General features: G+C 75.5%; 18 protein-coding genes and 2 pseudogenes. 11 read left to right on the top strand and 9 right to left on the bottom strand.

Annotation, left to right across the window (positions count from 1 at the left end; translation table 11 throughout):
* The 3 genes and pseudogenes from GJV82_RS10930 to GJV82_RS10920 form a co-directional block, all read right to left on the bottom strand.
* Nucleotides 1-1,906 (bottom strand): annotated as a pseudogene (locus GJV82_RS10930) (hypothetical protein); the annotation flags it as partial.
* Nucleotides 1,907-1,952: 46 nt separating this feature from the next.
* Nucleotides 1,953-3,326, bottom strand: a complete 1,374-nt coding sequence (locus tag GJV82_RS10925) for a hypothetical protein (protein WP_155099236.1) — start codon at nt 3,324-3,326, stop codon at nt 1,953-1,955.
* Nucleotides 3,327-3,332: 6 nt separating this feature from the next.
* The gene (locus GJV82_RS10920; RefSeq protein ID WP_155099235.1) at nt 3,333-3,716 is read right to left on the bottom strand and encodes an SHOCT domain-containing protein; all 384 of its coding nucleotides are present in this window, start codon (nt 3,714-3,716) and stop codon (nt 3,333-3,335) included.
* Between the two features lie 147 nt (nt 3,717-3,863).
* Between GJV82_RS10920 and GJV82_RS20765 the strand changes: the two genes are divergently transcribed.
* Both GJV82_RS20765 and GJV82_RS10910 read left to right on the top strand, forming a co-directional pair.
* Nucleotides 3,864-4,793 carry a DUF6325 family protein gene (locus GJV82_RS20765; protein WP_318657522.1) on the top strand — a complete coding sequence of 310 codons (930 nt, stop codon included), beginning with the start codon at nt 3,864-3,866 and terminating at the stop codon, nt 4,791-4,793.
* A gap of 299 nt (nt 4,794-5,092) precedes the next feature.
* Nucleotides 5,093-8,989, top strand: a complete 3,897-nt coding sequence (locus GJV82_RS10910) for a PQQ-dependent sugar dehydrogenase (RefSeq protein ID WP_225873281.1) — start codon at nt 5,093-5,095, stop codon at nt 8,987-8,989.
* 117 nt (nt 8,990-9,106) lie between these two features.
* Here GJV82_RS10910 and GJV82_RS10905 read toward each other — a convergent pair whose 3' ends face one another.
* Nucleotides 9,107-10,237, bottom strand: coding sequence for an FUSC family protein (locus GJV82_RS10905; protein ID WP_155099234.1), 1,131 nt, complete (start codon nt 10,235-10,237; stop codon nt 9,107-9,109).
* 232 nt (nt 10,238-10,469) lie between these two features.
* On the opposite strand from GJV82_RS10905, the gene GJV82_RS10900 reads away from it, so the two are divergent.
* From GJV82_RS10900 to GJV82_RS20090, 5 genes and pseudogenes are all read left to right on the top strand, one after another.
* Complete coding sequence (locus tag GJV82_RS10900; protein WP_155099233.1) at nt 10,470-11,858, top strand: ABC transporter substrate-binding protein; 1,389 nt, start codon at nt 10,470-10,472, stop codon at nt 11,856-11,858.
* A gap of 1 nt (nt 11,859) precedes the next feature.
* Nucleotides 11,860-12,846 (top strand): carbohydrate ABC transporter permease, encoded by a 987-nt coding sequence (locus GJV82_RS10895; RefSeq protein WP_318657521.1) that lies wholly within the window; start codon nt 11,860-11,862, stop codon nt 12,844-12,846.
* Nucleotides 12,843-13,802, top strand: coding sequence for a carbohydrate ABC transporter permease (locus tag GJV82_RS10890; protein ID WP_024840135.1), 960 nt, complete (start codon nt 12,843-12,845; stop codon nt 13,800-13,802). Before GJV82_RS10895 ends, GJV82_RS10890 begins: the two co-directional genes overlap by 4 nt.
* A 72-nt stretch (nt 13,803-13,874) precedes the next feature.
* Nucleotides 13,875-15,069 (top strand): annotated as a pseudogene (locus GJV82_RS20095) (zinc-dependent alcohol dehydrogenase).
* Nucleotides 15,060-16,658: a phytoene desaturase family protein gene (locus GJV82_RS20090; protein ID WP_318657520.1), complete on the top strand. Its 1,599-nt coding sequence runs from the start codon at nt 15,060-15,062 to the stop codon at nt 16,656-16,658. The pseudogene GJV82_RS20095 and the gene GJV82_RS20090 overlap by 10 nt, the downstream one beginning before the upstream one ends.
* Nucleotides 16,659-16,678: 20 nt before the next feature.
* On the opposite strand, the gene GJV82_RS10875 is transcribed toward GJV82_RS20090, so the two are convergent.
* Entirely contained in the window at nt 16,679-17,116 is a 438-nt protein-coding gene (locus GJV82_RS10875; RefSeq protein ID WP_155099232.1) for an SRPBCC family protein, read from the bottom strand.
* A 167-nt stretch (nt 17,117-17,283) separates the two neighbouring features.
* Between GJV82_RS10875 and GJV82_RS10870 the strand changes: the two genes are divergently transcribed.
* A complete protein-coding gene (locus GJV82_RS10870) occupies nt 17,284-17,793 on the top strand; it encodes a DUF2243 domain-containing protein (protein WP_404812961.1) in 510 nt (169 codons plus the stop codon).
* On the top strand, nt 17,793-18,596 hold the full coding sequence (locus tag GJV82_RS10865; RefSeq protein WP_155099231.1) for a cytochrome c oxidase assembly protein: 804 nt from the start codon (nt 17,793-17,795) through the stop codon (nt 18,594-18,596). The genes GJV82_RS10870 and GJV82_RS10865 overlap by 1 nt, the downstream gene beginning before the upstream one ends.
* Before the next feature lie 29 nt (nt 18,597-18,625).
* Here the strand turns inward: GJV82_RS10865 and GJV82_RS10860 are convergent, their stop codons facing one another.
* Nucleotides 18,626-19,060: a DUF6098 family protein gene (locus GJV82_RS10860; protein WP_115942656.1), complete on the bottom strand. Its 435-nt coding sequence runs from the start codon at nt 19,058-19,060 to the stop codon at nt 18,626-18,628.
* Nucleotides 19,061-19,261: 201 nt separating this feature from the next.
* On the opposite strand from GJV82_RS10860, the gene GJV82_RS10855 reads away from it, so the two are divergent.
* The gene (locus tag GJV82_RS10855) at nt 19,262-19,441 is read left to right on the top strand and encodes a hypothetical protein (protein ID WP_155099230.1); all 180 of its coding nucleotides are present in this window, start codon (nt 19,262-19,264) and stop codon (nt 19,439-19,441) included.
* A gap of 72 nt (nt 19,442-19,513) precedes the next feature.
* Here GJV82_RS10855 and GJV82_RS10850 read toward each other — a convergent pair whose 3' ends face one another.
* From GJV82_RS10850 to GJV82_RS10840, 3 genes are read right to left on the bottom strand one after another with little or no spacing between them, the layout of a single operon-like run.
* Nucleotides 19,514-20,875, bottom strand: a complete 1,362-nt coding sequence (locus GJV82_RS10850) for a cytochrome P450 (RefSeq protein WP_155099229.1) — start codon at nt 20,873-20,875, stop codon at nt 19,514-19,516.
* Nucleotides 20,872-21,345 carry a DUF4383 domain-containing protein gene (locus GJV82_RS10845; RefSeq protein WP_155099228.1) on the bottom strand — a complete coding sequence of 158 codons (474 nt, stop codon included), beginning with the start codon at nt 21,343-21,345 and terminating at the stop codon, nt 20,872-20,874. Before GJV82_RS10845 ends, GJV82_RS10850 begins: the two co-directional genes overlap by 4 nt.
* A 24-nt stretch (nt 21,346-21,369) precedes the next feature.
* On the bottom strand, nt 21,370-22,251 hold the full coding sequence (locus GJV82_RS10840) for a manganese catalase family protein (RefSeq protein WP_024840125.1): 882 nt from the start codon (nt 22,249-22,251) through the stop codon (nt 21,370-21,372).
* A gap of 395 nt (nt 22,252-22,646) precedes the next feature.
* On the opposite strand from GJV82_RS10840, the gene GJV82_RS10835 reads away from it, so the two are divergent.
* The gene (locus GJV82_RS10835) at nt 22,647-23,246 is read left to right on the top strand and encodes a DUF2231 domain-containing protein (RefSeq protein WP_312028433.1); all 600 of its coding nucleotides are present in this window, start codon (nt 22,647-22,649) and stop codon (nt 23,244-23,246) included.
* The last annotated feature ends 4 nt before the right edge of the window (nt 23,247-23,250 follow it).

Here is a 23,250-nt window from a genome sequence, read left to right as displayed (position 1 = left end):
CCTGGAGCAGGCGGACCGCCGCGCCCGACGCCGGCTCGCGACCCCCGGCGTCGGCGGCGAGCGCGTGCGCGAGGGCGCGGTCGAGGCCCTCGTCGTCCGCGCGGAGGTAGCGCACCCACGCGCGGGCCGCGTGCGCGGTGCGGACGTGCGCGTACCCGTCCCACCCGCGGGGCTCGGCCTCCGCGAGGACGGCACGCGCGGTCGCGTCGCCGTCGTCGAGACGGCCCTCGGCGACGGCGAGCAGCGCCGCCGCCGCGCGGGCCCCGAGGGCGAACAGCTGGGGGGCCCGCCACGCGCGGGTCGAGGACGGCCCGGGTGCGCCCGCCAGGAGCGTGCCCGACCGCTCCGGGCCGACCGAGCACCAGGCCAGGCCCGCGGCGCGCTGCGCCGCGGCGAGCCCGCGGTAGGTGTCGAGCGCCGGGAACGGGTAGGGCGCGGCCTCCGCGACGGCCAGCGCGGCGCCCGCGGCCGTCGCGAGCCCGCGCACGTCGCCCGTCGCGCGCGCGGTCGACGCGTCGAGCAGCTCCAGGAGGACCGCCGCGGCGGGCTCGCGCACGGGGTCGAGCAGCTCGCGCGCGAGCGCGGCGTGCCGCCGGGCCGCGTCGAACCGCTCCTCGGCGTAGGCGAGCGACGCCGCGCACAGGGCCAGGCCGGCGTCCGGCAGGAGGTCCGCGTACGGCACGCGGCGCAGCGCCTCGGCCACGCTCTCGCGGTGCGGCCCCGCGAGCTGCGCGGCCGCGCCCTCGACGAAGACCGTGCCGACCAGCCCCCAGTCCTGCGCGGCGACCGCGTGCTCGAGCGCGCGCAGCGACTCGCCCTCGCGGGCGAACCACCGGGCCGCGGCGCGGTGCGCGTCGCGCAGGCCCACGGGGTCCTCGACGCGGAGCTCGCTCACGAGCATCTCGCGCAGGAGGGGGTGGTACCGGTACCAGGTGCGGCCCTCGCCCGCGGTCGTGACGAACCCGTCTGCTGCCGCGAGACCGGGCAGCAGGCGTCCCGCCGGGGCCCCCGGGGCGAGGTCGGCCGCGAGGTCGGGGCACACCGCCGACGTGACGCTCGTCCGCAGCAGGAAGCGCCGCGTCGCGGGCTCCTGGCGGTCGAGGACCTCCGCGAGGAGGAACTCCGCGGCCGAGCGGTCCGCGCGCGCACGGCTCGCGGCGTCGTCCGCCTCGACGCGCAGGCGGACCCCGACGGCCCAGCCGCCCGTCTCGTCGAGCACGCGGTCCACGCCGTGGGGGTCGAGCCCCCGGCCCGAGGCGAGAGCCAGCGCCACGACGTCCGCGGCGCCGAACGCGAGGTCGGCCGCGCCGACCTCGGCCACCTCGCCGCGTGCGCGAAGCGTCTGGAGCCGCAGGAGCGGGTCGACGCGCGTGAGCACCACGAGGTGCAGCGGCAGGGGGTAGCGCAGCAGGTCGTCCACCGTCTCCGCGACGGCCGCGCACGCCGCGTGGTGGAAGTCGTCGAGCACGAGCACGACGGGCTCGGGCAACAGCTCGATCGCGCCGAGGATCCGCCGCAGGAGGGCCGGGGTCAGACGCGGCGGCACGACGAGCGACTCGAGCGGGTGGCCCGGAGGCACGGCGTCCGCGGCGCGCAGCGCGGCGAGGACGTCCGACCAGAACGCGGCGGGCTTGTCGTCGAACGGCTCGAGCGTCAGCCACGCGACGCGGACGCCTGCGCCACCGCGCGCCCATCGCGCCGTGACGGTGGTCTTGCCCCATCCGGGACCGGCGGAGACGAGCGTGAGCCGCCGCGTCCGGGCGGCGCCCACGAGCCGCTCGACCGCGGGGCGCGGGACCGTGGACGGCGGGACGTCGGGGACGGTGGTCCGGGCGCGCGTCGGTTCGGAGGCGTCCGTCGCGCCGACGGCGCCCTCCGGCTCGGCACGCGGCTCGACCGACGCCATGGGGGCAGGCTACGCCCGGGCCTCGCGGAGCGCAGGGCGTCGGTGCTCAGGTCCGGCCCTCCACGGGAGGCCGCGCGACGAGCTCCACGACGACGAGGACCAGACCCGTGACGAGCGCGGTGCCCACGACGAGGCCCGGGGTCGGCGTCCCGGCGAGGAGGACGACGAGCGCGGCGACCGCCACGACGACGACGCGCACGAAGGCCTTGTGCCGCCCGAGCCAGTCGCCGAGGGGCCCGGACGTGACGCCGCGCCCCTCGGCCCAGCGCCGGCCGCGGGCGCCGAGCCCGGACAGGCCGGCGCGCAGGCTCTGCGCGGACTCGCTGCGCCCGCCGAGGTAGGCCGCGAGCGCGACGACGAGTCCGAGGACGCCCACGGTCCGCAGCGTGAGCCGCAGGTAGCCGACGGCCTGGTCGAACACCACCTCGGCCGCGTCGAGCCGCAGCACGCGGTCCGAGAGCGCGCCGAGGTACAGCCCGCGCGCCACGGCGAGCCCGATCCCCAGCGTGAGCATCGCCGCCGTCAGCGCCAGGCCCGCCACGACGAGCGCGCGCGGGCGGTCGTTCGCGACGAGCACGCCGGCCGCGAGCAGAGCGAGCGCGAGCCACGGGAGCCACGCCGTCAGGGTCACGACCTGGGCGTAGCGGTTCTGCAGCACGACGAGCTGCGCGGACTGCGCGACGGTGAACGTCGCGTCGACCGACGGGATGCGGGCCGCGACGTCGAGCCCGCGCTCGACGAGGCGCTCCTTGAGCAGGTCGATGAGGCCCGACAGCTGGATCGACAGCGTCCCGTCGTCGCCGACCTGGAGGACGTCGCCGTCCTCGCCGCGCATCACGGCGACGAGCTGCTCGTGCGCGACCCGGTTCGCCTGGAGCCACGCGCCCTCGAACGCGTCGCTCTCCACGAGGCGCGTCGCGGTCTCGTGCACGAGGGACTCGACGCCCGAGGTGAGCGGCGCCTCGAGCGCGGCGACCGCGCGCGTGGCGCGCGGCGGGACGTCGCGCTCCTCGAGCCCGGCGACCAGGTCGTCGACGAGGGCGCCCACGTCGACGCGCGACATCACGACGTCGGTGAGGCGCCCCGCGACCGCGGACTGCACGACGGGGTCGGCGGCGAGCGGCCCGACGGTCGCGACCCAGCGCTCGGTGTCGGTGAGCTCGCGCTGCGCCCAGGCGGAGACGGCGCCCAGCGGCGCGAGGAGCGCGCCGAGCGTGACGAGCACCGCGCACGCCACCGCCCGCAGCCTCCGGTGCGGGCGCCGCACGGCCGGCGTCGTGCCGGCGGCCGGGCGCCCGGCCCCCGCGGACCCGTCCCCCGCGACCGCCTCGAGGCGGCGGCGCAGCTCCGCGTTCTCGCGCTCGAGCGCGGCGAGCCGCGCGGCGACGTCGGCGGGCGCGGGTCCGGTCTCGTCGGTCATCGCGGCTCAGGCGAGCGCCCGCGCCTTGAGCCGGGCGAACTCGTCGGCGTCGATCGTGCCCGAGTCCAGCAGCGCCTTCGCGTCGGCGATCTCGCTCGCCGGCGAGCGCCCGCTGCCGGCCGTGGCACGCACGTAGTCGTCCATGACCTGCCGGCGCGCGCGGTCCTCCTCGGCGTGGCGCTCCGCCATGCCGCGTCCGCGCGCGATGACGTAGACGAGCGCCGCGAGGTACGGCAGGACGATCAGGGCGACGATCCACAGCGCCTTCCACCAGCCGCTCAGCGCCTTGTCGCGGAACAGGTCGGCGACGATCTGGAACAGCACGACGAGGTACGCGATGAAGAGGAACCACCACACCATGAGCCAGAACCAGTCCCAGAAACCGTCCATCGGGCACCCCTCGTCTCCGGCGGCGCTCGTCGCCACGCTCCCACTGTGGTGGCCGCCCGGGCGCTCGTGCTCACCCGCCGGGGGTAGTCGCTCGCGGCACCCGCCCCGGGTGATCCGTGCCGCGTGACCTGCGCGCACGCTGGTGGCGTGGGCGAGGCGGAGGGGCGCGTGGACCGCACGACGGTCGTCGAGGTGACCGTCCTGGGCTCGGTGTCGCTCCCGGTGGCCGAGCTCGCCGAGCTCGGTGCGCGGAGCGCGGTCGAGTGCACGCAGCTCGAGGCGACGGTGCGCGACCAGGCCGCGCTGTACGGGCTCCTGCAGCGCCTCGCCTCGCTCGGCCTCGAGCTGGTCGAGCTGCGCACCGGGGGCCCCGGGCACCGCACGGACGTCGACGTCGTGGTGCGGGGCCGTGTCGGTGCGCTCGCCCAGCGGATGCTCGACGGCGTGGAGCGCGTGCACCCCGGGGCGCGCACCGCGCGCCGGGTCGACGAGGAGGACCTCGCGGCGCTCCTCGCGGCGGTGGTGGCCCGCTCACCCCTCGCGGGTGAGGACGCGCCGTCCGCCTCCGGGCACGGTGGAGACGCCGACGCCCCGCCGGGCGCCCGGCTCCCGGCCACGCCGACAGGAGAGGGACCGATGGACCGCGACACCGACGAGATGGGCCCGATCGACTACATCGTGGTCGAGTTTCCCGAGAACCGTCTCGACGGCGAGGCGCTGCCCCTCCTCCTCGACCTCGTCGATCGCGGGATCATCCGCGTGCTCGACCTCGCGTTCGTGCGCAAGAGCGCGAGCGGGGAGGTGTCCGCCGCGGACCTGCGCAACCTGGACGCGACGGGCGGGTTCGACCTGACGGTCTTCGAGGGCGCGTCCTCCGGGATCCTCGGCGACGACGACCTCGAGGAGGCCGGCGCGGCGCTCGCCCCCGGAGCGGCGGCCGGCGTGCTCGTGTACGAGAACACGTGGGCGGCCCCGTTCGCCGCCGCCCTGCGCCGCGGCGGCGGGTCCCTCGTGGCGGGCGGCCGCATCCCCGTCGAGGCCGTCGTCGCCGCGCTCGACGCCGCCGACGCCTCCTGAGAACCACCGGCCGGGCTGTGCCCGGCCCTGTTCCTTGACACTCGGAAAGCGCCTTCCCTACGCTGCGAGGGTCGCGCACACGGACGTGCAGCTCGATCAGGGACGGGACAGCAGGACGCGGCGGCGCGGGGCCGCCACCGACCGCGCGCGCGACCCGTACCGACCTCGCCGCAACGACGCGGCCGCGGGGCACGGGCGGCGTGCAGGAGGACCCGGCAGGCACACCGTCGCCCCGGGTCGCAGGACATGACAGCGCTGAACAGCGTCGTGCCAGCACATCCGACGAAGTGGAGCAGACGATGACGTCTACGCATACGAGCCGACGAGGGAGGACGGCGCTCGCCGTCGCCCTCTCGGCCGTCCTGGGAGGCACGCTGCTCGTGCCACCAGCAGCCGCCGAGACGGCCGAGGACGAGTTCACCGAGATCCTGAGCTTCGAGGCCTACGAGCGCACCGCCCTGGACGGGCAGGACGGCTGGTCCGCGTCCTCGGCGGCACGGGTCATCGCCGACCCGCTCAACGGCAACAACCAGGTCCTCGAGATGGTCGGCGGCACGCAGCGCGCCCACCGCGCGGTGCCGGGCATCGCCGACGGGACCACCGGGACCGTGTTCTTCCGCTTCATGCGCACCGGCAGCGTCGACACGTCCTTCGGGATCACGGACAACGACGCGCCGTCCGACTACGCGCACAGCCGCGCCTACGTCAACAACCAGAACGACGACGTCATGCTCGTGCGCGACGGTGGCGCGTTCAAGCCCGCGGGCGTGTGGTCGCGCGACACGTGGCAGTGCGTGTGGATCGTCGCGGACAACGCGACGGACACGGTCAGCGTGTACAGCCAGGGCGGCCCGTACGAGGAGATCACCCGGCTGCCCGAGGGGACGGAGGAGCAGTTCGGCTTCCGGCAGAGCGTCTCGGGCGCGCTCGACCGCTTCTTCTGGATCAACGGCGCCAGCAGCGCCGGCCGCCTCATGCTCGACGACGTCGCCGTCGACACGGCCGGGCAGAACCTCGCGATCCCGACGGGCAACCCCGCGGACTGCGCGGCGGGCGGCACGACGCCGACCCAGCCGCTGCTCAACCCGCTGCCCGACCCGACCCCCTCGACGCTCGGGATCGAGGTGACCGAGCTCGCGCAGCTCCCGGAGTCCGAGACGACCCCGGCGACGCAGGACCAGCGCCTCGTGCGCCACAACCGCATCACGCACCTCGACGAGATCCCCGACGGCTCGGGTCGCCTCATGGTGCCCGACAACAACGCGGTGCTGTACACGGTCGACAAGGACACGGGCGCGTACGTGCCGTACCTGGACGTGCGCGAGCAGTTCCTCGACAACTTCCACAACAGCGCCGGGCTGGGCACGGGCCTCGGCTCGGCCGAGTTCCACCCCGACTTCGCGGAGAACGGGCTGTTCTACACGGTGCACACCGAGGGCGGCACCGCGCTCACGGAGGACACCCCGGACTACCCGGCGTACGGCAACACGCAGTTCCACAGCGTCGTCACCGAGTGGAAGGCGACCGACCCGTCGGCCGAGGTCTTCTCCGGCACGAGCCGCGAGGTCCTGCGCGTGCCGTTCGCGGGCCGCGTGCACACCGTGCAGCAGATCGCGTTCAACCCCACCGTCTCCGAGGGCGACGCCGACTACGGCAACCTGTACGTCCTCGTGGGCGACGGCGGCAACGGCGTCGGCAACGGCAACCCGCAGAACCTCGCGACCCCGCAGGGCAAGATCTTCCGCATCGACCCGCTCGGCGACGACAGCGCCAACGGGCGGTACGGGATCCCCGCGGACAACCCGTTCCTCGGCACGCCGGGCGCGCTGCCCGAGATCTACGCCGTCGGGATGCGCGACCCGCACCGCATCAGCTGGGACCCCGAGGGCGACCACACGATGTACCTGGGTCACATCGGCGAGTGGCAGGTCGAGTCGGTGTACGCCGTCGAGCCGGGCGACAACTTCGGCTGGTCCGTGCGCGAGGGACCGTTCCTCGCGGACAACCGGCAGATCTTCCCCCTGCCGGCGGACGACGCCGGGAACGGCTTCACCTACCCCGTGGCCGCGTACGACCACAACCGCGACCCCGGCCAGACCGGCGACGCGGGCGTCGCGCTCAACGGCGGGTTCGTCTACCGCGGCGACATCCCCGAGCTGCGCGGGCGCTACCTCTTCACCGACCTCGTGCGCGGCTGGGTCCTGGCGACCGAGCAGGACGAGATGGTCCGCAGCGACGGCGACCTCGACGACCTCGCGGAGATCGAGCACCTGCGCGTGTTCGCCGACGGGCAGGAGACCACGTTCCAGGAGCTCGTGGGCGACCAGCGGGTCGACCTGCGGTTCGGCTCCGACGCCGACGGCGAGCTGTACCTCGTCGCCAAGGCGAACGGGAAGATCTGGAAGGTCACCGGCGCACGCCGCGTGACCGCGAGCTCGCCCGTCGCGCTGCCGGAGCTCGCCGGCAACCTCGTCGCGCACTACGACTTCGACCACCCGGTCCAGGGCGCGCCGACGTGGGAGGCGGACCAGGGCTGGTCGGGCACGGACGTCCAGCTCGTCAACGGCGGTGTCGAGATGCGCGTCGCGGACCGCGCCTACCCGGGCGCGGGCGAGGCGCTGCAGACGCAGCAGATGAGCCCGGGCGCGTCGTCGAACGACGACTGGAAGGCGGGCGTCTACGACCCCGAGGGCGTCGACTCGCTCGGGGCCTTCGCGGACGCCGACGAGATCTCGGTCATGGGCTGGTTCAAGCCCACGGGCGAGCACCCGGCGCTCAACTCGGGCTCGGCCGACCCTGACGACCGGTACAACGCGATCGGCCTCGCCGGCGTGCTGACCGGCGACTCCGACGGCCACGCGGTGCGGGCGCTCCTGGAGGTCATCACGGTCGGGGACGAGCTCAAGCTCGTGGCCCTCGGGCGCCGCGTCGACGGCGGCGGCTCGTGGACGTTCGCGGCCGACATGCCGTGGGACCAGATCCTCGAGCGCAACCGCTGGGTCCACCTCGCCGCGACGTTCGACTTCGCCGGGGGCGAGATGAAGCTCTACATGAACGGCGAGGAGCTCGAGGGCCGGTACACCGCCTCGAACCCCTGGGGCGCCGGGGCCACCTCCCCCACCGACCCGCGGGGCATCAAGATCGGCGGCAGCTTCCCGCAGGACGCGCGCGAGGCGAACCCGTTCCACGGGCGCATGGACGACCTCATGTTCCTCGACGTCGTCCCGACCCCGGAGCAGATCGCCGCGCAGTACGCGCTGTTCGGGGCCGAGCCGGTCGAGCCGCCCGCGCCGCCGTCGTGCGCGCCCGCGGGCGAGCCGATCACGGACGTGATGGGCGCCGAGCACTGGGCGCCGCGCACGCCCTCCAAGTGGCAGTTCCCGGGCGACCGGATCGTGCTCGCGGAGGCCGGCACCGACCCGGGCGACGGCATCCGCCGCCCGTTCGAGTACGCCGTCCTCACCGAGGGCCCGGAGCTCGGCTCGTTCGCGCTCGACGCCGAGGTGAGGCTCGACGCCCCGGCGTCCGTGAACAACCGGGACGTGATCGTGGTGTTCGGCTGGCAGTCGGACACGCAGTACTACTACGCGCACCTGTCGCAGGACAACACGATCTACGCCCACAACGGCATCTTCAAGGTCGACGGGAAGGACCGGGAGCGGATCGACGACCAGTGGGACGGCGCGGTCGGAGCCCCGCCCGCGGTCACCGACGAGGAGTGGCACGACGTGCGCGTCGTGCGGTGCGCGGACAGCGGCGACGTCGCCGTCTACGTCGACGGCCTCGACACGCCGCTCCTCACGGCGAACGACACGACGTTCGGCGAGGGCCGGGTGGGCTTCGGCTCGTTCGACAACACCGGGAGCCTGCGCGACCTCGTGGTCACGCCGGCCGAGGAGCCGGCGGGCGTCGCGCTCGACGTCGCCGTCGCGCCGCGCTGCCTCGCCGGCACGGCGTACCTCGCGGTCGCGGCGACGAACGCGTCCGACGTCCCGGCCGACGTGACCCTCACGACCGCGTTCGGGTCGCGCACGGTCGCCGACGTCCAGCCCGGCGCGTCCGCCTACCAGTCGTTCGCGACCCGGGCGACGGCGCTCGAGGCGGGCTCGGTCTCGGTCACGGCGACCGCGGTCGTGGACGGCGAGGAGGTGTCGAGCGAGGTCGTCGTCGAGCACGCGGCGCACGCCTGCGGGTGACGCCACGGTGAGCACGCGCGCCTGACCGCGTGGACCGCTCCGGTCCCGCCACCGGCTGAGTCCGACCAGCCGGCGGGACCGGGGCGGTTCGCGCGCGCCCGGGGCCGCGCCCGCCCGTCAGGCGGGAGGGGGCGCGAGCGCCGCGGCCCCGCGCCGCAGGGCGAGCACCACGGCCCCCGCGACGAAGTAGTCCTCGTCGCGCTCGCGCCGGGCGGCGCGCACGGCCTCGCGCAGCTCCTCCGCGCGCTCGTCAAGGTCGTGCAGCGCGCCCGCGTCCGCGGGCTCGGTGCCCACCGAGCCCAGCGCGACGGCGAAGGAGCCCAGCGCGCGGGACGCGATCGGGCGCAGGCGTGCGCCGAGCGCGAGGTCGTCCCGGTCCTCGCGCTCCCACTCGACCAGCAGCCGGACGAGCGACTCGACGACGTCCGCCGACCCCTCGAGCTCGCGCGCGCGGCGGACCTGCGAGGCGGCCCAGTCACGGTGCCGGCGCAGGCGGATGTTCGCGCGCGCGGCCTCGCGCGTGCGGGAGACGGCGTCGCGCGCCCGCGCCAGGGTGGGCTCGACCTCGCGGCGCCGCTCCTCCCACTCCTCCGCCGACGGGGGCCGCTCGCCGTCGAGCCCGTCCGCGAGCGCCTCGACCTGGTCGACGAGCGTGTCGCGCAGCCCGTCGAGCGCCTCCTCGGTCGGCGTGAGCGGGAGCGGCGGGACGAGCAGGTTGATCCCGACGCCGATCGCGGCCCCCGCGACGACGAGCCCGGCGTACGCCCCCACGAACTCGACCTTCGCCGCGTTGCCGATGATGAGCACGAACAGGGCCGACGTCACGGCCCACGTCCCCATCTCGCCGAACCGGCGCCACCCCGCGCACAGCAGCGCGAGACCGACGACGAGCGCCACGGACGCCGCGCTCGGGTACAGCGCGAGGTCGACGACCCGCGCGATCGCTGCACCCACGAGGATCGCGAGGATGGCCTGGACCGACTCGCGCACGGACCGCGCGAGCGTGCTCGTCGTGGCGACGACGGCGCCCAGCGGCGCGTAGTAGGGGTAGTCGGAGAAGGGCTCGGGCGCCAGGACACCCACGAACCAGGCGAGCGCCGCGGCGACCGCGCCCTTGACCGCGAGCGACCACCGCGGGTGGCGCACCCATCGCCGCTGCGCCGCGGAGACCGCGTCGCGCGCCCACCTCGCCGCCGCGCGCGCCCGGGCGCCGCGCGCCGGCCCCGTCGTGCCGTCCTCGTGTGTCACGCCCCGAGCGTGCCGCGCCCGGCGGGCGCCCGCACGCGCGCCGTGGCGCGGCGCACGGGTCGCCGCGGGGTGCACGCGGCGGGACCGCGCCGAGAACCGGCTCGACGTGTGTGCGGACGGCGGCGGTGCTTCACTGGCGGCGTCGGTGCAGCCAACCGCCGACGCCGTCGAGCACCACGGTGGCGTCGGGCACCCTGCCGTCCGCCCCGTGGCTCCCACGAGGAGGCAGATGATGGTCCGCCGACGCGGCGCCGCAGCCGCAGGAACGAGCATGGTGGTGGCCGCCCTGGCCCTGACGGGCTGCGCCCAGGGCACGGGTGACGAGGGCGCGGACGTCGACTTCTCGGCCGACGGGTCGCCGTCGGGCGAGCGCTCGGTCATGGGGTTCGGGACGGGCGACGAGATCGGCGAGGTCCGGTACGACCGCGCCACGCAGGACCTGGAGGGCGTCGACGTGCGCCTGGCGGAGGGCGAGCTCGACATCCAGGCCTTCCTGTCGGCCGTCGCGTCGGGGAACCCGCCGGACCTCGTCTACGCCAACCGGGACCAGATCGGCACGTTCGCGTCGCGCGACGCGATCCTCCCGCTCGACGAGTGCGTCGACGCCGAGGGCGTCGACCTCGACGCGTTCGTGGACACGGCCGTCGAGCAGGTGACGTTCGACGGCAGCGTGTACGGCATCCCCGAGTTCAACCAGGTCCAGGTTACCATGGCGAACGCGGACCTGCTGTCGGCGGCGGGGCTGACGGTCGACGACGTGAACGGGTCCGACCGCGACGCCGTCACCGCGGCGAACGAGGCGCTGATGCGCACCGCCGGCGGAACGCTGAGCGTCATCGGGTTCGACTCGAAGCTGCCGGAGTTCCTGCCCCTGTGGGCGAAGGCCGCGGGCGCCGACCTGCTCTCCGAGGACGGACGGACGGCGCAGCTCGACGCGCCCGAGGTCGTCGAGGCGCTCGAGTGGGCCGTCGGGATCTACGACGCGCAGGGCGGCTTCCCCGCCGTGAAGACGTACCGCGACTCGGCGGACTTCTTCGGGGCCGGCAACCAGTTCGCCACGGGCGTGCTCGGCGCGATGCCGATGGAGCAGTGGTACATCAACGTCCTCAACGAGTCCTCGCCCGACGCGCCCATGGCTTTCGACGCCGTGCGCACGCCCGGCGGCGACGCGATCGCGTTCGCGTCGGGCTCGGCCTGGGCCGTGCCGCGCGGCAGCGAGAACCCCGCCGCGGCGTGCCGGTTCGCGCGCCTCATGACGGAGACCGACGCGTGGGTGCAGGCGGCGCAGGCGCGCGCCGACGCGAGGGCCCAGGACGGGCTCGTGTTCACCGGCGTCCTCACCGGCAACGAGGAGGCGGACGAGCAGATCCGCGCGGACCTCGTCCCGGACGACGCCCCGCAGCCCTGGCAGGACGCGATCGACGCGATGTACGAGGCGAACGACGCGACCTTCGCGCTGCCCGCCAACCCCGCGGACAACGAGTTCGAGACGGCCTGGCAGGACGCGGTGAACCGCGTGCTCAACGGCCAGCAGGAGCCGGCGGACGCCCTGGCCCAGGCGCAGGACGAGGCCCAGCAGGCGCTCGACGACGCGTGGGCGCGGTGGGACGAGGAGGACTGAGGTGACGACGCCCGTCGCGCCGGCCCTGCCGACGCCGGCCACGGGCGGGTCGCGCGAGGCGCCCGTCCGGCGCCGTCGCGCGCGCCCCAGCCCGTCCGAGCGGCGCGAGCGCAACGCCGCGCTGCGCTTCATCAGCCCGTGGATCGTCGGGTTCGTCGTCTTCACGGCGTGGCCGATCCTCTACAGCGCCTACCTGTCGCTCACGGACTACGACGTCATCAACGACCCGACGTTCGTGGGCCTCGACAACTACCGCGAGATGGCGCAGGACCCGAAGGTCGCGCTGTCGCTGTGGAACACGCTCGTCTACACGGTGGTCCAGGTGCCGCTGTACACGGTCGTCGCGCTCGCGCTCGCGCTCCTGCTCAACCAGGCGGCGCGCTCCGCCGGGTTCTTCCGGACGGCGTTCTTCATCCCGAAGATGACGCCGCCCGTCGCCGTCGGAGTGCTCCTGCTCCTGCTGTTCAACGGCCAGTACGGGATCGTCAACGAGGTGCTGTCGTGGGTCGGCATCCAGGGCCCGTCGTGGACCACGGACCAGGACTGGATCAAGCCCGGCCTCGTCCTCATCAGCCTCTGGACCGTCGGGTCGGCCGTCATCATCCTGCTCGCCGCGCTGCGCAACGTGCCGAACGACCTCTACGACGCGGCGCGCGTCGACGGCGCGGGGTTCTGGCGCCGCACGCGTGCGGTGACCGTGCCGATGATCAGCGGCGCGCTGTTCTTCGTCGTCGTGATCAACACCATCGCCGGCTTCCAGATGTTCACCGAGGCGTACTCGGCGTACTTCGGCGCCGGGAACTCGACCTACCGCAACGACGCCGCGCTGTTCTGCGTGATCTACCTCTTCCAGGAGGGGTTCCAGGAGCTGCACATGGGGTACGCCTCGGCGCTCGCGTGGCTCCTGTTCGTCGTCATCATGCTCGTCACGGTCGTCCAGCTCGTCGTGTCCCGACGGCTCGTCTACTACGAGGGGGAGCAGCGATGACCACCGCCCCCTCGTTCCCCCGCCCCGCGGTGAGCGGCGCCGGCGCGGCGACCGACCCCGCGGCCGGCACCCCCGAGACGCTCGGCCCTCCCCCGCCGGCGCGACCGGCACCGAGCGCTCGCGGGCCGCGGCGCCGGTGGCTGCGCGCCGTCGTGCTCGCCGCGCTCGTGCTCGCGACCGTCGCGTTCGTCTACCCCCTGCTGTGGCTGCTCTCGGCCTCGTTCAAGCCGCGCGCCGAGGTCTTCGACAACCGTCTCGTGCCGCGCACGTTCACGCTCGACAACTACGTGACGGTGTGGCAGGAGGCGCCGCTCGCGCTCTGGCTCGGCAACACGGTCGTGGTGACCGTGCTCGCGGCCGGGCTCGTCACGGTGTCGAGCGCACTCGTCGCGTGGGGGTTCGCGTTCTTCCGCTTCCGGGGCCGCGGGCCGCTGTTCGGGCTCGTGCTGGCGACCATGATGCTGCCCGGCGCGGTGACGATGATCCCCACGTTCCTCATCTGGAACCAGCTGGGGCTCGTGGGGACGAACGTGCCGCTGTGGGCGGGCAACCTCTTCGCGAGCGCGTTCTACGTGTTCCTGCTGCGGCAGTTCTTCCTCGGCCTGCCGCGCGAGCCGTTCGAGGCGGCGCGGCTCGACGGCGCGAACAACTGGCAGATGTTCTGGCGCATCGCGGTGCCGCTGTGCCGGCCCGCGCTCGTCCTGACGTTCCTCTTCGAGGCCCAGGCGTCGTGGACCGACCTCATGCGGCCCCTCATCTACCTGCAGGACTCGTCGACGTTCACGATCCCGCGCGGTCTCAAGGCGCTCATCGACCAGTTCGGCCCCGGGGGCGAGTCGCAGTGGGAGGTCGTCGTCACGGCCTCCGTCATCACGACGCTCCCGATGATCCTCCTCTTCTTCCTCGGCCAGCGGCACTTCGTCGAGGGGGTGGCCACGACGGGGAGCAAGGGCTGAGCACGGCGCACGACGCCGGGCGCACGACGCACGACGCACGACGCACGACCATCGACGGAAGGACGGCAGACCATGCGAGCACTGACCTGGCAGGGACGCGAGAAGGTGAGCGTCGAGGACGTGCCCGACCCGCGGATCGAGCAGCCCACCGACGCGATCGTGCGCGTCACGTCGACCGCGATCTGCGGCTCCGACCTGCACCTGTACGGCGTGCTCGGGATGTTCCTCGACGCGGGCGACGTCCTGGGTCACGAGGCGATGGGCGTGGTCGAGGAGGTCGGCCCCGAGGCGGGGAACCTCCGGGTCGGCGACCGCGTCGTCGTCCCGTTCAACATCGCGTGCGGGCACTGCTGGATGTGCGAGCGCGGCCTGCAGACGCAGTGCGAGACGACGCAGGTTCGCTCCCCAGGACAAGGGCGCGGCCCTCTTCGGGTACACGAAGCTCTACGGCCAGGTCCCCGGCGGCCAGGCCCAGTACCTGCGCGTCCCGCAGGCCCAGTACGGACCCGTGGTCGTGCCCGACGACGGGTCCCCGGACGAGCGCTACCTCTATCTCTCCGACGTGGTCCCCACGGCGTGGCAGGCGGTCGAGTACGCGGACGTCCCGCCGGGCGGCACGGTCGTCGTGCTCGGGCTGGGCCCGATCGGCCAGATGGCGGCCCGCATCGCGCTGCACCGCGGCGCGGGGCGCGTCGTGGGCGTCGACCTCGTGCCGGAGCGCCGCGCGATGGCCCAGCGGCACGGCGTCGAGACGATCGACCCGACCGCCGTCGACGACCTCGTCGGCGCGGTGCGCGACCTCACCTCCGGCCGGGGCGCCGACTCCGTGATCGACGCGGTCGGCATGGAGGCGCACGGGTCCCCGGTCGCGGAGACCACGCAGAAGGTGGTCGGGGTGCTGCCCGACGCGCTCGCCGCGCCGCTCACCGAGCGTGCGGGGACCGACCGTCTCGCGGCCCTGTACGCGGCGATCGACCTGGCCCGGCGGGGCGGCACGATCTCGCTCTCGGGCGTCTACGGCGGCGCGAAGGACCCCTTGCCGATGATGCAGCTCTTCGACAAGCAGCTGACCCTGCGCATGGGGCAGGCGAACGTGCGGCGCTGGACCGACGACCTCCTCCCCCTCGTCGCCGACGTCGCCGACCCGCTCGGCGTCCTCGACCTGCGCACGCACCGGCTCCCGCTCGAGTCCGCGCCGGACGCGTACCGCACGTTCCAGCGCAAGGAGGACGGCTGCATCAAGGTCGTGCTCGACCCGTGGGCCTGACCACGGTCGACGCCGTCGTCGTCGGGGCGGGCCCGAACGGGCTCGTCGCCGCGAACGCGCTCGCCGACGCGGGGTGGGACGTGCTGGTCCTGGAGGCGCAGGAGACGTGGGGCGGGGCCGTGCGGGACGCGGAGGTCGCGGCGCCGGGGTTCCGCACGGACCTGTTCAGCGCGTTCTACCCGCTCGCCGCCGGCTCGCCCGTGATCCGGGGCCTGCACCTCGAGGACCACGGGCTGTCGTGGTCGCGCGCGCCGGACGTGCTCGCCCACGCGCTGGACGACGGCCGCGCCGCGGTCCTGCGCGCACGCCCGGAGGACACCGCCGCCGGCCTCGACGAGTTCGCCGCCGGGGACGGCGACGCGTGGCTCGAGCTCGTGGCGGGCTGGGACCGCGTGCGCGACGCGCTCCTCGACGCGCTGTTCAGCCCTCTGCCGGCGGCCGGTCCGGTGCTGCGCGTGCTGCGCCGCCTCGGGGCGGCCGGCACGCTCGACCTCGCCCGGCTCGCGGTCCTGCCCGTGCGACGCCTCGCCGACGAGTCGTTCCGCGGCGAGGGCGGGGGCCTGCTGCTCACCGGCAACGCGATGCACGCCGACGTGCCGCCCGACGCCGCGGGCAGCGGCGTCTTCGGGTGGCTCCTCGCCATGCTGGGGCAGGACGTCGGGTTCCCCGTCCCCACCGGCGGGGCGGGGCGACTCCCGGACGCGCTCGTCGCGCGCCTGCGCGCCCGCGGCGGCGACGTCGTCACCGGGGCGCGCGTCGACCGGGTGCACGTGGTGCGCGGCCGCGCCGTCGGCGTGAGCACGGCCGACGGCCGCCACGTGCGCGCGCGCCACGCGGTGCTGGCCGACGTGAGCGCGCCCGCGCTCTACCTCGACCTCGTCGGCGCCGACCGGCTGCCGCCGCGGCTCGTCCGGGACCTCGCGCGGTTCCAGTGGGACCACCCCACGCTCAAGGTGAGCTGGGCGCTCGACCGCCCGGTGCCGTGGACCGCGCCGGGCGCCCGGACCGCGGGGACGGTGCACCTCGGCGTCGACCGGGTGGGTTTCGTCGACGTCGCCGCGTCCCTGTCCCGGGGCCAGGTCCCCGAGCGTCCGTTCCTCGTGCTCGGGCAGATGACGACGGCGGACCCCTCGCGCTCCCCCGCCGGGACCGAGTCCGCCTGGGCGTACACGCACGTGCCCGAGGGCGTGCCGTGGTCGACCGACGTCGTCGCGGCCGAGGTCGCGCGCATGGAGGGCGCGGTCGAGCGCGTCGCGCCCGGGTTCGCCGACGCGGTCGTGGGCCGCTTCGTCCAGACCCCGGCCGACCTCGAGTCCGCCGACGCGAACCTCGGCGGCGGGGCGATCAACGGCGGGACGTCCGCGGTCCACCAGGAGCTCTTCCTCCGGCCGACCCCCGGGCTCGGCCGCCCCGAGACCCCGGTCACGGGCCTCTACCTGGCGAGCGCCTCGGCCCACCCGGGTGGCGGCGTCCACGGCGCGTGCGGGTGGAACGCCGCGCGGGCCGCGCTCGCCGCCGCCGGGCCCCGGGGCGCGCTGCGGCGCGCGCTCGTGCGCACCGCGTGGGGGCGGCTCCTGCGCGACGGCTGACGGTGCGCGTCCGCGGCGGGCTACGGCGAGCGGCGCTCGGCGAGGAACGCCAGGCGGCGCAGCGTCTCGACGTTCCGGGGCGCGATCACCGCGCTGCGCAGCGGCCGCGGCACGAGCGTGCCGGGGCCCTTCTCGGCGTCCTCCGCGATCCGGATCGCGCAGCCGTCGGGGGCCGGGACCACCTCGACGCGGACGCGCGCCTCCCCCGCCGGCCAGCCCCGCGCCTGCAGCTCGATGCCCCGCTCGGGGTCCCACGCGCGCACGACGGTCTCGTCGTTCAGCAGGGCGGGCCACAGCCCCACCGAGTGCAGGATCTTCGACCCCGGTGCGGGCCAGTCGGCGTCGACGGCGCGGATCCGCGCCGTGCCGACGACCCACGTCGAGTACGACCAGCCGTCGGCGAGCACGGCCAGCACCGCGTCGGGAGAGCACTTCGCCTTGCGCGTGACGGTCACCATGAGGCGACGCTAGTCGCGCACCCGGCACTGGCAACCGCTCCCGGGGCCCGGACGTGCGCGGTTCTGCCGGGGGTCCTCGGGGGCCCGAGTGCGCGCGTGCGCGCGCCGCCCGTCGTAGCGTGAGGACCGCGAAGCACGGGGCGCCGGAGCCCCGGGGAGGAGGCGCCGTGGGCAGCACGAGCCCCGCGCGGGAGCAGGACCGGCCGGCGCCGGACGGCGCACGCGCGGGCGACCGCCGGACCCTCGTCTCGGGCGTGCTGTTCGGGTGCGGCGTCGCGGCGTCGATCGTCGACCTGTTCGTGTTCCACCTGGGCCTGCAGTGGCACCACTTCTACGACCTCTCGACGACGCACGTGGCGCTCCTCGCCGACGGCGTGTTCCACGCGGTGGGCTGGTTCGTGACCGTGTGGGGGCTGTTCCTCCTCGCGGACGTGCGGCGCCGCGGCGACGTGCGGTGGGGTCGGTGGGTCGGCGCGGTGCTCGTCGGGGTCGGCGGCTTCCAGCTCCTCGACGGCGTGCTCAACCACAAGATCCTCGGGATCCACCAGATCCGGTACGGCGTGGACCTGCTGCTCTACGACGCCGTGTGGATCGGCTCCGCGGTCCTCGTCCTGCTCGCCGGGCTCGTGGTCGTGCGCCGGACGCGTCCCGCGCGGGCGGGCGCCGGGGGCGCGTGATGCACCCGCACGAGCACGCGGCCGCGGGGCCGCCGCTGCTCGCCGTCGTGGCCGTGCTCGCCCTCGCCGCGGGCGCCGTCGCGTACGCCGCCGCGCTGCGGGCGTCGCGCGCGCGGAGCCCGTGGCCCGTGGGGCGCACGCTCTGCTGGTACGCCGGGCTCGCGTACGCGGGCGCGGCCACCGCGGGTCCGCTCGCCGACGCCGCGCGCACGGGATTCACGGCGCACATGGCCGGGCACGTCCTCCTCGGCATGCTCGCGCCGCTGCTGCTCGTGCTCGCGGCGCCCGTGACGCTGCTGCTGCGCGCCCTGCCGCCCGCGCGGGCGCGGCGCGTCGTCGCCGTGCTGCGCTCGCCCGTCGCGCGGTGGGGCGGGCACCCCGTGGTCGCGGCGGTGCTCGACGCGGGCGGGCTCTGGGTCCTGTACACGACCGGGCTGTTCCACCTCGTGCACGCGTCGGCGCCCGTGGCGCTCGTGGTGCACGCGCACGTGCTCCTGGCGGGCTGGCTCCTCACCGCGTCGCTCGTGGGTCCCGACCCGCACCCGCACCGCGCGTCCTTCCGCGTGCGGGCGACCGTTCTCGTCGCGTTCGTCGCCGCGCACTCGGTGCTCGCCAAGTGGCTCTACGCCCACCCGCCCGCCGGGGTGGCTGCCGCCGACGCGCGTGCGGGGGCCCAGCTCATGTACTACGCGGGCGACGCCGTCGACGTCGCGCTCATGGTGCTCGTCGCGGCCGGCTGGTACGCCGCGTCGCGGCCGCGCGACGCGCTGGTCCACGGCCGCGCGCGGCCCGGCGTCGCCTGAGCGCACCGCCCCGGCGTGCCGCCGCGGCCTCACGTGCCGTCGTCGCCCGCGTCGAAGACCTCGCGGTAGAGCCGGCCCGCCTCCTCGACGACGGCCGGGTCGACCGACGCCGCGGGCACCACGTCGACGAGCAGCGGCTCGCAGTCCGGGCCGCGCCCGGCGACCGTCCCCGTGAGGAGCCACGGGAAGCGCTCGGGCGTCATGAGGTGCGCGTACTGGCACAGCTGGCGCGCGACCCAGTGCTCGACCGGACGGTCCCACCACGGCTCGGGGTTCATCGGGTTGACGCTCAGCCCGGGGAGCAGGCAGCCGCTCTCGTGGTCGCGGCTCGTCGCGGCGGCGTCCTGGTCCGGGCCGCCGCTGAACCGCACGTAGAGCGGGTGCACGACGGCGGCGAGCTCGGTGACCTCCGCGAGCCTGCGCAGCCGCGGCAGGCCGTCGAGTGCAGTCGGCTCCTCGGGCATCGGGATACCTCCTGGGCAGACGGCGCCGCGGCGGCCGGCCCGTTCTCGACGCGCCGCGACGGCATCCTGCGGTCAGGCTACGAGCGCCCCGGGACGCCGGCATCCCGGGCCTGCGAGGGTCCACGGGCCGTGCGACGGTGGCAGGGCCCCGTCGCCGTGCGCGGCGCGGGCGCAGCACCGAGACCCGACCGAGGAGGCCCCATGAGCGAGAACGACGAGCGCGGCTACGACCCCGCCGAGGACCCGGACGCCGACCCGAGGTCGCTCAACCCCCGCGAAGGACGCCAGGCGGTCGGCGGTGAGCCGCAGGACGCCGACCCTGACGCCGAGCCCGGCAACCTCAACCCGCGCGGCGGGGAGGACGCGTCCGGCGGCGCGTGACGCCACCGACGAGACGGCGCGAGGAGGGCCCGGGCGGTCGCGACCGCCCGGGCCCTCGTCATGGGCGTCGGCCTACGCCGCCGCGGCGGCGGCGCGGGACGCATCGATGCCGTGCCGTGCCGTCCCGGTGCGCAGGCCGAAGCGCAGCCCCATGTGGTCCATCGTGGGCGGCAGGGGGTCCTCCGCGAGGTAGCGGCCCCGGCTGACGACGAGGTCGGGCCCGGCGAGCCGCGCGAGGGTGTGCGACGCCAGGAGGAGCACGACGTTGCGCCCGGGGCAGGAGACGGGACCGGCGCTGAACGGCACGAGGCCCCAGTCGGCGTCGGCGCGTCCGTCGAGCCACGCCTCGGGTGCGAACGCGTCCGCGAACGGGAGCCGGCGGGCGTCCCGGTGGAAGTACGCGCTGAGCACCACGAACCCCGTCCCCGCCTCGAACGTGCGCGCGCCCCACCGCACGGGCTCGGTCGCGTCCCGCAGGATCGCGAGCGTCGTCGGCCAGAGCCGCACCGCCTCGAGCACGCACCCGCGCGCGTAGGGCAGCACGCCGGGTCCGCGTCCGGACGTCGTGAGCTCCGTGAGGAGGCGGTCGCGCACGGCAGGGCGGGCCGCGGCGACCGCGAGCGCGCGGAACGTCGCCGCGCCCGCGGCGTCGAACGCGAACAGCCAGTGCGGGATCTGCCGGCGCACGGCGTCCGCACCGCCGGCGTCGCGCCCGCGCGCGGCGAGCGTGCCCGGCTCCGCGACCGCCACGTGCTCGGCGATGCGGCGCTCGAGCGCCGCGCGGAGCCAGGGCCGCCGCGGGCGGAACCAGGACCAGTTCCCGTCGCGCCGCAGGGCGTCGAGCAGCGCGACGAGCCGTTCGTCGTCGCGCGCGCCGCGCCCGAGGACGACGGTGCGCACGAGACGCCACCACGAGGCGGCGAACACGTCCCACTCCAGCCGTCCGGACGCCTCGACGGCCGCGACGAGCGCGCTCGTCTCGCGCTCGACCACGGCGACGAGCGCGTCGCCGTCCCGGTGCACGGGCTCGCTCATGTCGAGCACCGCCTCGTTGTACGGGCGGCGCTCGGCCCGCTCGGCGAGCGGTGAGACGAGGACGCCGTCAGGCTGGAAGTGCGCGAGCGCGCCGCGCTTCTCCCAGGACGCCGGGGTGAACGGCTCGGGCGAGCCCGCGAGGATCCGCTCGACGTGCTCGGGTCGGGTCGCGAGGACCATCCGTCGCCCGCCGAGCCGCACGACGAGCGGCGCACCGTCGTACCGGGCCCGCAGCCCGTCCAGCACGCGGCGGGCCGTGCGGTCCACCTGCCGCCGCTCGGCCCACGCCGTCGCGCGCGGTCGGCGCACGATCGCGCCCTGGGCGACGAGCGGACCGAGCACGTCCCGCAGGACGCGCCCGGTCTCGCCCGCCGTGAGGTCGACCGGCGTGTCGGTCATGCGCCCGCCCGGGCGGCCGGGGTCGTGGGACCGGTCGCCCGGCGCGCGGGCCACAGCGCGATCACGAGGCCCGCGGCCGCGCTCACCGCGTGCAGCACGTTGTCCGCGCCGTTGATGTTGAGGACGTTGGCCTCCGGGTCGTTCACGACGATCAGCCCGTAGACGAACGCGGCCCCGTAGCCGATCGCGAGGATCCAGCCGTAGGTCCGGGCGCTCGCCGACCTGCTCCACAGGAGCACGCCGAGCAGGCCGATCAGCAGGTGGACCACGTTGTGCAGCGGGTTGATCGCGAAGACGAGCAGCGTCTGCGAGTGGTCGTGCACCGTCCACTCGTCGAAGCCCGTGATCGCGAAGCCGACGACGCCCACCAGCAGGTAGACGATCCCGATGACGAGCGCCAGGTACTGGTGGACGCCCCGGGCGGGTCGCTCGGCCCGTGCTTCGTCCCGGGGTGCGGATGCGGCGGTCATGACGGTCTCCTCTCCGTCGTCCGGTCAGTCCTTGTGGAGCGCGTCCTTGACGGCGCCCTTGGCCTTCTCGAGCGTCGAGGGCTTGCCGGTCGTGCCGTGGAAGCGCTCGTCGGGCTGGGTGGGCGGGGGCATCGGCACGCCCGCGGGCGGCTCGGCGACGTACGTGAACTCGCCCTTGCCGTCCGGGGTCGGACCGCTCGCCCAGCGCCCCTCGGACGCGTGCTCGCCGTCGGAGAAGTTGATGTACTGGTAGGACACGTCCCGGTCCTCCTTGGAGATCGGGAAGGTGCTGGGCACGGGCAGCTCCTCGACGCCCTCGTCGCGCAGCTCCTGCGCCGCGGCGAGCCACTGGTTCTGGTGCATCGTGTCGCGCGCGAGCAGGAAGGACAGGAGGTCCTTGACGCCGCGGTCGTCGGTCATGTGGTAGAGCCGCGCGACCTGGACGCGGCCCTGCATCTCCGCGTTCGCGTTGGCGGTGAAGTCCGCGAGCAGGTTGCCGCTCGCCGTGACGTAGCCGGCGTTCCACGGGTTGCCGTTGGAGTCGACCGGCCGGGCGCCCGCCCCTGCGACGATCGCGTGCTGCGGGTCGGTCCCACCGATGATCGCGGCGACGGTCGGGTCGTTCTGCACGGCGCCCTCGACGAGGCCGACGGGCGCCTTCTCGAGGAGCTGCGCGATCATCGTCGCGAGCATCTCCACGTGACCGAACTCCTCGGCACCGATGCCGTAGAGCAGGTCGCGGTACTTGCCGGGGATGTGGGCGTTCCAGGACTGGAAGCCGTACTGCATGGCCACGGTGATCTCGCCGTACTGCCCGCCCAGGACCTCCTGGAGCTTGCGGGCGTAGACGGCGTCCGGGCGGTCGGGGGTGGCCTTGTGCTGGAGCTCTTGACGGTGGAAGAACATGGTCTCTCCCTCGGGGAAGTCGGCCCTGCGGGCACGGGCGTGCACGCGAGGACCACGGCACGCGCCCCGTTCTCGACGCGTCGAGCGTCCGTCCAGCGTGTGCCCGGCCGCTCCCGGTCGCATCTGGGCGCGGCCCGACCCGCAACTTCACCCGCTGCGGGCGAGCCAGGGCACCGCCCGCCGCCCTAGCGTGGGTGCCGTCGCGGGGCGGGCCGGTGAAGAAGCCCGCCGGACGCCTGCCCCGCGGCTATACCCCTCGCCACATCCCCTCGTCCCCCGTCCGCCGGGACGGGGGCGACGTGCGTCCGGGCCGGCGCGCGCGAGCGCGCGCGTTCGTGCCTACGGTCGTCGGACCGCTCGGGGACGCCGAGCGCGACGACCCGACAGGAGCGACCGTGACCGGACCCCGCACCGCCGTCGACGACGGCACCGAGACCCCCGTCCTCCTGCGCCTGGCGCGCCGCCTGGAGGACTCGACCGCCCTCGACGACCTGTCGAGCGCCGTGCGCGGCGTCGCGCTCGCCCTCGTGCCGTCGCACGGGCGGCTGCGCGAGGAGCTGCACGGCCGCTCCCTCGGCCATGCCCTCCACGCGACCCTGACCGACGTCCCGGTCGGCCTCTGGACGAGCGCCGCGGTGCTCGACCTCGTCGGGGGCGAGCGCAGCGCTCCCGCGGCGCAGCGGCTCGTCGGGCTCGGCCTCCTGTCGGTCGCGCCCACGGCGCTCACCGGCCTCGCCGACTACCTCGACGTCGACCGGCGCGCCCGGCGCGTCGGCGCGGTGCACGCCGCGCTGAACTCCGGCGTCTCGGTCCTGTACGGGGCGTCGTGGCTGCTGCGCCGCGGGGGCCGGCGCCGCTCGGGGATCGCCGTGTCCCTCGCCGCGTACGGGCTGGCCGGGGCGAGCGCGTTCCTCGGCGGGCACCTCGCCCAGGCGCTGCGCGAGCCGCCCGCCGAGACCGCGCTGAGCGACGGCGACGCGCCGGACCTGCCGTGAGGGC

Origin of the sequence: Cellulosimicrobium composti, from assembly GCF_009711085.1 — a bacterium.
GTDB lineage: Bacteria > Actinomycetota > Actinomycetes > Actinomycetales > Cellulomonadaceae > Cellulosimicrobium > Cellulosimicrobium composti.
The sequence above is the reverse complement of the archived record's forward strand: the minus strand, read 5'-3'. Positions and strand labels throughout refer to the sequence as shown.